This is a genomic window from Streptomyces guryensis (assembly GCF_021261325.1).
In the GTDB taxonomy this organism is placed as follows: Bacteria; Actinomycetota; Actinomycetes; order Streptomycetales; family Streptomycetaceae; genus Streptomyces; species Streptomyces guryensis.
Genome location: NZ_JAJSBI010000034.1, coordinates 91,393 through 100,903 on the forward strand (window position 1 = coordinate 91,393; position 9,511 = coordinate 100,903).

The 9,511-nt window shown below is 68.2% G+C and carries 9 protein-coding genes; 4 read left to right on the forward strand and 5 right to left on the reverse strand.

Going from position 1 to position 9,511, the window contains the following annotated elements; genetic code table 11:
* Positions 1–106 precede the first annotated feature (106 nt).
* Positions 107–487: a DUF952 domain-containing protein gene (locus LJ657_RS41945; RefSeq protein WP_232654958.1), complete on the reverse strand. Its 381-nt coding sequence runs from the start codon at positions 485–487 to the stop codon at positions 107–109.
* Between the two features lie 198 nt (positions 488–685).
* On the opposite strand from LJ657_RS41945, the gene LJ657_RS41950 reads away from it, so the two are divergent.
* Positions 686–889, forward strand: a complete 204-nt coding sequence (locus tag LJ657_RS41950) for a cold-shock protein (RefSeq protein WP_007383480.1) — start codon at positions 686–688, stop codon at positions 887–889.
* 219 nt (positions 890–1,108) lie between these two features.
* Positions 1,109–2,572, forward strand: a complete 1,464-nt coding sequence (locus LJ657_RS41955; RefSeq protein ID WP_232654959.1) for a DEAD/DEAH box helicase — start codon at positions 1,109–1,111, stop codon at positions 2,570–2,572.
* A 53-nt stretch (positions 2,573–2,625) separates the two neighbouring features.
* Here LJ657_RS41955 and LJ657_RS41960 read toward each other — a convergent pair whose 3' ends face one another.
* Together LJ657_RS41960 and LJ657_RS41965 are read right to left on the reverse strand one after the other, a co-directional pair.
* Positions 2,626–3,762 (reverse strand): sugar ABC transporter substrate-binding protein, encoded by a 1,137-nt coding sequence (locus LJ657_RS41960; RefSeq protein ID WP_232654960.1) that lies wholly within the window; start codon positions 3,760–3,762, stop codon positions 2,626–2,628.
* 425 nt (positions 3,763–4,187) lie between these two features.
* Positions 4,188–4,553, reverse strand: a complete 366-nt coding sequence (locus LJ657_RS41965; RefSeq protein WP_232654961.1) for a nuclear transport factor 2 family protein — start codon at positions 4,551–4,553, stop codon at positions 4,188–4,190.
* A 201-nt stretch (positions 4,554–4,754) separates the two neighbouring features.
* Between LJ657_RS41965 and LJ657_RS41970 the strand changes: the two genes are divergently transcribed.
* Positions 4,755–5,822: a chitinase gene (locus LJ657_RS41970; protein ID WP_308117130.1), complete on the forward strand. Its 1,068-nt coding sequence runs from the start codon at positions 4,755–4,757 to the stop codon at positions 5,820–5,822.
* A 267-nt stretch (positions 5,823–6,089) separates the two neighbouring features.
* Positions 6,090–6,521: an HIT family protein gene (locus tag LJ657_RS41975; protein WP_232654962.1), complete on the forward strand. Its 432-nt coding sequence runs from the start codon at positions 6,090–6,092 to the stop codon at positions 6,519–6,521.
* 100 nt (positions 6,522–6,621) lie between these two features.
* On the opposite strand, the gene LJ657_RS41980 is transcribed toward LJ657_RS41975, so the two are convergent.
* Both LJ657_RS41980 and LJ657_RS41985 read right to left on the reverse strand, forming a co-directional pair.
* Positions 6,622–7,098: a hypothetical protein gene (locus tag LJ657_RS41980; RefSeq protein WP_232654963.1), complete on the reverse strand. Its 477-nt coding sequence runs from the start codon at positions 7,096–7,098 to the stop codon at positions 6,622–6,624.
* A gap of 1 nt (position 7,099) precedes the next feature.
* Complete coding sequence (locus LJ657_RS41985) at positions 7,100–9,280, reverse strand: hypothetical protein (RefSeq protein WP_232654964.1); 2,181 nt, start codon at positions 9,278–9,280, stop codon at positions 7,100–7,102.
* Between the last annotated feature and the right edge of the window lie 231 nt (positions 9,281–9,511).

The window sequence follows — 9,511 nt, forward strand, 5'->3', positions numbered from 1 at the left end:
CCGACCCTGAACGCAACCTGAACGTGAGGGCAGACGTCCTGGTCGGAGCCGCACGGGGGGTGGTAGTGGGACGGTGGGGCGGTCCGTCAGTCGGCGCCAGCCGCCATCAGACGGCGTCCGGCGCGTCCGGCAGGTCCTCCAGTCCCGTCGCCCGGCCCTCCTCGTCCCAGCGGACCACCAGGACGCGCTCCACGGCCTCGCGGTCGAGAGGCCCGAACACATGCGGGAACAGAGTGCTCTCGGCGACTCCCGGCGGCGGCGCGGGATCCGCCGCCTCCCACACGCACTCCGCGGTCAGCCGTGCCTCGTCGAGCAGCAGCGCGAGCAGCGGCCGGGGAGCGCTGCGGTAGAACGCGTTCACGACCTTGAGCGTGGTCGCCTCGTCCGGGGAGCAGTGCACGAAACCGTCTCCGACCAGGGAGGAAGGGGCGTAGGGCCGGTCGGGACTGGCGTTCCACTCGGCGCTCGACACGACGTGATAGATCATGCGCCGGTTATACCCCAGCGCCGAGCCGCGACCTGTGCTACCGTGATAAAAGTGGCAGTTTTGGTTACCAGAGACTTTTGAGTGCTCTTCGACCTTCCGTCGACGAGCACTCTTTTTTGTTCACGTCAGGTCAATCGTTGCTGCGACGCCGGTTCCGCAAGGTGCGGACCCGGTCAATGCCCTCAAGGGAGATTCAATATGGCATCTGGCACCGTGAAGTGGTTCAACGCGGAAAAGGGCTTCGGCTTCATCGAGCAGGACGGTGGCGGCGCCGACGTGTTCGCGCACTACTCGAACATCGCCACCTCGGGCTTCCGCGAGCTTCAGGAGGGCCAGAAGGTGACCTTCGACGTGACGCAGGGCCAGAAGGGCCCGCAGGCCGAGAACATCGTTCCCGCCTGACGCTGACGCGTACGCACTACGTGGCTGGGGCCCGCACTCTTTGGGTGCGGGCCCCGGCTCGTTGCGTTTCCCCGTGCCGCGCCCCATCCTGCGCCGCATCCTTCACTTCGAATTCTTCATCCGTTCCTTCGGTTTCTTCGGCTCCTTCTTGCGAATCCTCATACGGTCCGTCCGTCGGGAGGCATTCCTCGATACGTGCCGCATCGAGGAGGCTTCCGCATGAACCGCACAGCTCGTACGAATACGAACAAGAGAGCCCCCCGTTCCCGTCCGGGCCGGGGTCGCCCCGCCGCGTCCGGCGGCGAGTTCGCACTGCCGGTCACCGTCACCCCGGCGCTGCCGCCCGTCGAGGACTTCGCCGAACTCGACATGCCCGAGCGCCTGTTGGCCACGCTCGGCACCGAGGGCGTGACCGCCCCGTTCCCGATCCAGGCCGCGACGCTGCCGAACTCCCTCGCAGGCCGGGACGTCCTGGGCCGCGGTCGCACGGGCTCAGGCAAGACGCTCGCCTTCGGCCTCGCCCTGCTGGCCCGGACCGCAGGGCAGCGGGCCGAGCCCCGGCAGCCGCTGGCCCTCGTCCTCGTACCCACCCGGGAACTGGCCCAGCAGGTCACCGACGCGCTCACCCCGTACGCCCGCGCGCTGCGGCTGCGGCTCGCCACCGTGGTCGGCGGGCTGTCGATCGGCCGCCAGGCGAGCGCGCTGCGTGGCGGGGCCGAGGTCGTCGTGGCGACACCCGGCCGGCTCAAGGACCTCATAGACCGGGGGGACTGCCGCCTGGACCGGGTCGCGATCACGGTCCTGGACGAGGCCGACCAGATGGCCGACATGGGCTTCATGCCGCAGGTGACGGCACTGCTCGACCAGGTGCGCCCCGGCGGACAGCGGCTGCTGTTCTCGGCGACGCTGGACCGCAACGTGGACCGGCTCGTCCGTAACTACCTGCACGACCCCGTCGTGCACTCCGTGGACCCGTCCGCGGGCGCCGTCACCACGATGGACCATCACGTGCTGCACGTGGAGGACGAGGACAAGCACGCGACCACGACCGAGATCGCCGCCCGTGACGGGCGGGTGATCATGTTCCTGGACACCAAGCACGCGGCGGACCGGCTGGCCAAGAAGCTGCTGGCCGTCGGGGTGCGCGCGGCGGCGCTGCACGGCGGCAAGTCGCAGAACCAGCGCACCCGGACCCTGGCCCAGTTCAAGGACGGCCATGTCAGCGTGCTGGTGGCCACGAACGTGGCGGCCCGCGGCATCCACGTCGACAACCTCGACCTCGTCGTCAACGTCGACCCGCCCGGCGACCACAAGGACTATCTGCACCGGGGCGGCCGTACGGCACGCGCCGGCGAGTCCGGCACGGTCGTCACGCTGGTCCTGCCCCACCAGCGCCGCGAGGTGTCGCGCCTGATGGCCGACGCCGGCATCACCCCGCGGACCACCCGGGTCCGCTCGGGCGAGGCCGAACTGACCCGTATCACCGGCGCCCAGGCCCCGTCGGGCGTGCCCGTCGTTCTCGCTCCGCCGGCCGCGGAGGCACGTCCGGCAGCCGAGGGCCGCCCGTCCCGTACGGGTTCCGCCCCGCGGGCACGGCGCGGCCGCCCCGCCCAGCAGGGCCGCCGCCGCGCCCCGTCCAAGGGTGCCAACCCGTCCAGGGGCGCCAAGGGGAACGGCCGCTGAGACCGGCGCCCGGGACGCTCCCGCGTCCCGGGCGACATGGCGCTGCTTCTGGACTACTTCAGCCCGATGGCCGCACAGTCCGCCGCGTACTTCGCGGTGCAGATGTCCTTGACGGTGTAGACGCCGTCCTTGATCACCGTCGACTTGATGTTGTTCTTCGTGAGGGCGACCACGGGGACCAGCATCGCCGGGATCGCCTTCTGGGTGGGACTGTCGACCGAGTCCTGGGTCAGCGCGTCGAACTCGAGGTTCTTGCCCTGCACCTTGTCCACCGCCATGTCCGCGGCGTTGGTCGCCTCCAGCAGGAACGACTTGTACACGGTCATCGTCTGCTCGCCCGCGACGATCCGCTGCACCGCGTCCAGGTTGGCGTCCTGCCCGGTCACCAGCGGCATCTTGGTGGCGCCCGCCGACTTCAGCGCGTCGATGACGCCGCCCGCCAAGCCGTCGCTTGCCGAGTAGACGGCGGCTATGTTGCTCAGCCCCACGGACTGGATGGCCTTCGTCGTGTTCGCCTTCGCGACCGACGGCAGCCACTTGTCGGTGTCGTACGACTTGACGATGTCGACGCGGCCCTTCAGCTCGCTGAGTGCGCCCTCCTTGACGAGTGCGGTGTTCGGGTCGCCGGGGTCGCCGTTCATCATGACGACCTTGCTGGTGGCGGCCTTCTCCCCGAGCGCGTCGGCGATGGCGCGCCCCTGCACCTCGCCGACGAGCTCGTTGTCGTGGGAGACATACGCGTCGATGGGCCCCTGGGCGAGCCGGTCGTACGCGATGACCGGAATCCCGGCGTCCTTCGCCTTCTGCACATCCGGCGCGATGGCCTTGGCATCCACCGCGTCCACCATGATGACGTCCACCTTGGCGTCGATCATGTCCCCGAACTGCGAGCTCTGCTTGGCCACGCTCGCCTCGGCGTTGGCGTAACGGACCTTGCCCTTGCCATGCGTGAGGGAGGCCACCCGTGCCTTGAAGAGCGGGTAGTCGAACTTCTCGAACCGCGCCGTGTCCTTGTCGGGCAGCATCAGCCCCACCGTGATGTCGTCGCCCTTCTTCGGACTCGCGGAACTGCTGCTCCCACTGACGCTGTCGATGACACCGCACGAGGAGAGGAGAAGTGCCGAGGCGGAGGCGAGAACGGGGACGACGGCGAAACGACGCACGCCGGTTCTGCGGGGGGTGTGAAGCATCAGTTGCAGGTGCCTTCCGGGCAGTGGAGGAGCGGACCACCGGGTGAAGCAGAAGCCAACGGGCCCGTGGAGACCACGTCAAGACATCCAGTTGTCATCCCTTCAACTTCATACGGAATCTCCGCATCCGACGCGTGTATCTCGCCCTGCGCCCACTCTTTGGCGCCTCGCCCGTCAAGCGGCGGCCCGAACGAAGCTGCACCGGCCACGACGGCGCGCCTTCGTGTTCGACTCCAAGGCCCTCTCCAAGGCGGTGCAGGGTGATCGGGAGATCACTACTGGCGTCCGGCAGAGACGTGTCATACGGCCTCTGCCTCGAACGCCCCTCATACCTGCGCTTGGCCGTGGTGACCTGTTCCCCCAACCATTCGACGCCCGCGCTGCCCTGCCCCCTCGTATGACGAGGACGTCTCGCGGAGGCTCCTTCAGCCGGCCAAAGTGCCTTGGTGGAAGTACATGCGCCAGCCCGTCTCCGTCAGGCGCCACAGGGAGCTACGCCACGCCCGGCGGCCCTGGTTGTCGGCAAAGTACGTCAGGTGCACGACCCCCGGAGCCAGGACAGTCCCTGACATCTTGCTCACCTTGACCGGCGCATCCGGAGGCACCGTTCCCGCACTTGTCACCGCGAGGATCGACTCCGCGTCCCACCAGCGACCAGAGGCTCCGATCTCTGTGAACTCCGGATCCAGAAGCTCCGAGACGCGAGCCGGAGAAGCGCGCACCTCGGGATCGAGAAGCCGCAACTCTCCACTGATGGCCGCTTGGACCGCCCGTTCATTCTCATCCGCCATGCACGCACCCTACGAACACCAATCCGCAGACGCTCCCGGCGGTCGGGCGTACGGGCGGCGGCAGCCACACCATCCGCACCCAACCGTCAGCGTCATGCAACTGTAAAGAACCTTGACAAGTAATTGGTCTAGTCCAACTATGGTCGCTGTTCGCCCCGCCCCCCTCCCCTCTTCCTCTCCGCCATCCCCATGGGAGCGTCAATGAGACGACCGCGTCCTGCTCTTCGTGCGTTGCTGTCCTGCATCACCGTGACCGGCCTGTCGGCCGGTCTCGTCGCGCTCGGGGGAGGTGGGGCGTTCGGAGCGGATGCCGTGCCCTCGCGGCCCGCCGCGCCCATGCCCGCCCATGTCGCCGCGCCGTACTTCGAGGCGTGGACCGGGGAGAGCCCGGCCCGACTCGCCGCCGCCTCCGGCAACAAGTACCTGACCATGGCCTTCCTGCAGACGGACGCCGCCGGTTCGTGCACCGCGTACTGGAACGGCGACACCACCCAGCCCGTCTCGAAGGGGACCTTCGGCGCCGACATCGCGGCCATCCAGTCTCGCGGCGGCAACGCCATCCCGTCCTTCGGCGGCTACGGCGCCGACACCACCGGCACCGAACTCGCCGACAGCTGCACCAGCGTCGACGCCATCGCCAAGGTCTACGAGAGCCTGGTGACGACGTACGGGATCTCGCGGATCGACCTGGACGTCGAGGCCGACTCCATCAACAACACCGCCGGGATCGACCGCCGCAACAAGGCCATCGCCGAGGTGCAGCGGTGGGCCGAACACACCGGGCGGCGCGTGCAGTTCTCGTACACCCTGCCCACGACGACCACCGGTCTCGCGCCGAACGGCGTGGCCCTGCTCAAGAACGCCGTCGACAACCACGCGCGCGTGGACGTCGTCAACATCATGACGTTCGACTACTGGGACGGCGCCACCCATGACATGGCCGCCGACACGGAGACGGCCGCCGCCGGCCTCGTCGGCCAACTCGCCGCGCTCTACCCGAAGAAGAGCCCGGCGAAGCTGTGGCACATGGTCGGTGTCACCGAGATGCCCGGCATCGACGACTTCGGGCCCCAGGAGACCTTCACCACCCAGGACGCGGTGAAGGTCGAGCGGTGGGCCGAGGCCAAGGGGATCAACACCCTTTCCTTCTGGGCGCTGCAGCGCGACAACGGCGGCTGCGTGGGCACCGCCGGCTCCAACTCCTGCTCCGGGATCGCCCAGGACACCTGGTACTTCAGCCATGCCTTCGAGCGGTTCACCCGCTGGTAGATCACTGGGTTCACGCGGCGTAGGCCGTGTCCACCTTCCTTCGTGTCTCGGTCAGGGCTGGTCCCATCTGCTGAACCATGTTGGTCGTCGTTCGGTGGTGTCTCGATTGTCGAACGTCAATGCGTCGCCCCAGAGTGCATCCCTGGGAGTGGCGGTCGCGCTGCCCGAACTCTGGGATATCGAGATATCCCCCTGGGTGATGGCCTGCCAGACTCGTCGTTCTAGCTGGATGAGGCCAGCGTGAGGTGAACTTCGGAGGTCTCCACGGTGAGTGACTGCGTCTTCTGCAGGATCGGGCGAGGCGAGATCGATGAGGACTTGGTCGCCTACCGCTCGGAAAATGTCTTCGTCGTCCCAGCGCTCAAGCAGCGGCAGAACAACCCCGGTCACGCCCTTGTCCTGCCGGTGTCGCACTTGACCGGCCTGCATGACGTACCAACTGATCTCCTGCATCAGATCTTCGAGGTCACAGCGAGAGTGACCTCTGCGGTGAAGGATGCCTATGGGGCTGTGGGCAGCACAGTCACGCAGAACAACCACATCCCGGGGCAAGTGCTTCACCACGTGCATGTCCATGTCGTCCCCCGGTTCGAGGACGACGGGTTCCGTATGCCTGACCCGGAACTCTGCGAAGCACCATGGGACGTGCGGCTTGCGCGCGCTGCCGCCCTGCGTGAGGCATTGCAGTCGGGAGCCTGACGACCGTTGGCGAGACCCCGCAGCGCCGATACTCCGTCGGCCAGGCCCATCACGCCTTCTGTCCGTGGGGCTCTGCCCTGCTGACCACCTTGGTGTGACATCAGCGGCGGGGTAGGGGGACGACGCCAGCGGCGTTATCCCCCTGCTGCAGTTCCGGGACGAACGCCAGGGTGTTGCTGAACGTGCTCAGCTCGCGGCGGAGCCGCTGGAGCTCGTCATCCTTGGCGGCCAAGACGGAGAGGAGATCACGGTGACGCTCCTTGAGCTGATTGAACTCGGTGTGGGTGCGGGCGAGTTTCCCGGTGAGCCGATGGTTGAGGTCGCGCAACCGGGTGATGCGGGCCTCACGCGGGTCGGGTTGCTGACCGGCCGCCCAGGCGGCTGACCGCCGCCTCTCGAACTCGTCCTTGAGATGGCCCCAGGTCCGATAGAGAGACGCGCGGGAGATGCCCGCCTCGCGGGCGAGCGTCTTGACGTCGCAGGCGCCGCCAGGCGGGATCTGCCCGGCCAGCAGCCGGTCGATGGCCGCGCGGATGCGCCGCTCGATCTGGTCGCGCTGCTGGTGGCTCAGTGCCATGTCATCTGGCCTTTCCGGCTGCCGTGTCGATCTCTTCGAGAACCCGCATGGACCGCTCGTGCTCGGCCCGTAGCCGGGCCTTCTCCGCGGGCGGGATCCGAGGGCTGGCCAGCAAGACGACGCCGTTGTCGGCCGTGGTCTGCCAGACGGAACGGTGAATGATGTGGTGAGTGGCCTGCGGGCAGCGGGAGCTGTCACACAGCCCGGTCAGCGGAGCTGCGGCCGACCTGGTGCCGGCGAGCTTGAGACACAGCGCCTTCGCCGGGTCCTCGAACCAGCAGTAGTTCGCCGCGGAGAGGTGCAAGACCGACGCCTTCTTCTTCAGCAGCAGCTCGATCTGCCGGTCGGTGACCACCTTCGCCGGGCCCGGCTTGTGGTCGGCCAGTTCCTTCTCGACGGCGCGGAAGGAAGCCAGCAGTGCGTCGGCTCCCGGCCCGGCGGGCATCTGGCCCTGTTCGAACTGCCGGTATGCCTCGACGGTCCGCTTGAGCTTCTCCTTGGCCTCCTCCTTCTTCCACTCGTGGTGGAAGACGGCCTGGGCGCCGCCCGGTCGGTCGGCGTATCCCTCGCTGGTGGCCACCTGCAAGTGCTTGAAGTGGACCTTGGTGGCCAGCAGTCCCCCCGGGCGGGCGGCCATCTCCACAGATAGCGTCCGCCGCAGGCGGCGGGGGTGCACCGGCTCGTCGGGGATCGGCTCCAGGCCCATGCGGCGCCCGGCGGGCGAGGCGACCCACTGCCGCAGCCAGGTCATGGCCCCGTTGGACTCGAAGCCGTTGAACGCGCCGAACAACGGCTGTCCAGGCTCAGAGTCCGTGAGCCGCTCGGCCAGAGCGATGACACGGACGACTTCCTCGATGACGACCCACTCGTCGACCTCACCGCCCCATAGACGCCCTTTGACGACCTTGCTGACCAGGCGGTGCCGGGCCAGGCCGGTGCCGTCGGCGTCGTCCGTGCGGCGGCAGCCGACCGTCAGCTCCATCAGTTCGCTGGACCGCATTCCCGTTAACGCGGAGGTGGCGACCGTGCAGGCGTGACCGGCGACCCGGATCAAGGCATCAGAGGATCTGTTCGACAGAGGCAACGACCACGGGATCAACTCGCCAGTGTCCGCGCGAGGGGCGTCTGCAGGAACGCGACACCACAGGTACTCGGTGCCGACCGCGGCGACCGCCTCCTCCAGCAGCGGCCGCGCCTGCGCGAAGAGAGCCTTGTGAATGTCGCGGTGTCCCGTCGGCCGCAACAGATGCTGGAAGTTGGCAGTCAGCAACGGATCCTTCGGATCCCACCCCAGGCGGAGGCGCTTGGTCACCTGGAAGTCCTCAATCCGAGGCAGCGGCTGCCCCGTCCGCACATATTCCTCGACCAGCTCGGCAAGCCGGTTGCCGTCCCGCAGGTGCCTCGACCACTCGACGTTGCGCCAGGACTCGCGCTCGGCCCGCAGCTCGGTCCGCAAGTCCACGATATGCGGGCCGAGTACGTCGATCAGGTGCAAGCACGCCGTCAGCAGCGGCCGCAGGACCTCGTCGCCCAAGGGCTCGGTCTTGATCACCACCTGGGGCCGGGACGGTGCCCCGGTCACGACGCGGGGCGATCGTGCGCCCCAGGGCCGGAAACCCGGCCGGTGCCGGTCGGCCGACAGCAGCTCGCCGTAGTCGGTGATGTCCTGCATGGCCGAGACCACCGTCCGCAGCGAACCGCCGGCCTTGTTCCGCAGGACAGCGCCGGTCTCCTTGTCCCGGACGACGCCGTACTCGCGCAGGAACGCCTCGCAGTGGTCCTGGGTGACCGCGGCGAGCGTGGTGATCCGGCGCTCGTGCAGCCAGTTCAGCCAGAACGTGAGGTGGTAGACGCGGGCATAGATGGTGCGGGGGTGGCGCGGGAGCCGGCGGGCCCTCGGCAAGGCGAGGACGCGCTCGTCCTGGGTAGCGATCCAGGCCAGGGCGAGTTCCTTGGCGACCACACGCCAGGGCCGGTGGGTGATCCGGTCGAACAGCACGCGCTTCTCCGTCACCTTCATCTGCACCGGTGCATCGGCCCAGCCGACGAACGACCACACGTCGTCCTCAAAGCGCGGCCGCGGGCAGCCGCCCAGCCAGTTCAGACGGGCGGTGGCGGCGATGTCGGCGCCGGCGAACACCGACGGGACCGCAGGCTCAGCGGAGACAGAAAGCAGACTCACGACGTGGTCTCCTCGGCTCGCAGCGGCAGCTCGGCGTCCTCGTCACCGACATCGCGCTGTGCCGCCGCGATGGCGGCCTTCTCGAACCGCGGCAGGATGTCCGCCGACGGTCATGTCCCCTGTAGTGGTGTAGCCGTGTCGGGTGGATCTTCAGGTGGGTAGATCTTGTCCATGCTGCCTTCGGGGAGGTAGCGGCGGGGGAAAGCGATCCATTCGTCGTGCATCTCGATG

What these genes read in the sequence shown, in the direction of transcription:
- LJ657_RS41945 (WP_232654958.1), bottom strand. Translation starts at nt 487, where the DNA reads ATGATCTATCACGTCGTGTCGAGCGCCGAGTGGAACGCCAGTCCCGAC.
- LJ657_RS41950 (WP_007383480.1), top strand. Translation starts at nt 686, where the DNA reads ATGGCATCTGGCACCGTGAAGTGGTTCAACGCGGAAAAGGGCTTCGGC.
- LJ657_RS41955 (WP_232654959.1), top strand. Translation starts at nt 1,109, where the DNA reads ATGAACCGCACAGCTCGTACGAATACGAACAAGAGAGCCCCCCGTTCC.
- LJ657_RS41960 (WP_232654960.1), bottom strand. Translation starts at nt 3,762, where the DNA reads ATGCTTCACACCCCCCGCAGAACCGGCGTGCGTCGTTTCGCCGTCGTC.
- LJ657_RS41965 (WP_232654961.1), bottom strand. Translation starts at nt 4,553, where the DNA reads ATGGCGGATGAGAATGAACGGGCGGTCCAAGCGGCCATCAGTGGAGAG.
- LJ657_RS41970 (WP_308117130.1), top strand. Translation starts at nt 4,755, where the DNA reads ATGAGACGACCGCGTCCTGCTCTTCGTGCGTTGCTGTCCTGCATCACC.
- LJ657_RS41980 (WP_232654963.1), bottom strand. Translation starts at nt 7,098, where the DNA reads ATGGCACTGAGCCACCAGCAGCGCGACCAGATCGAGCGGCGCATCCGC.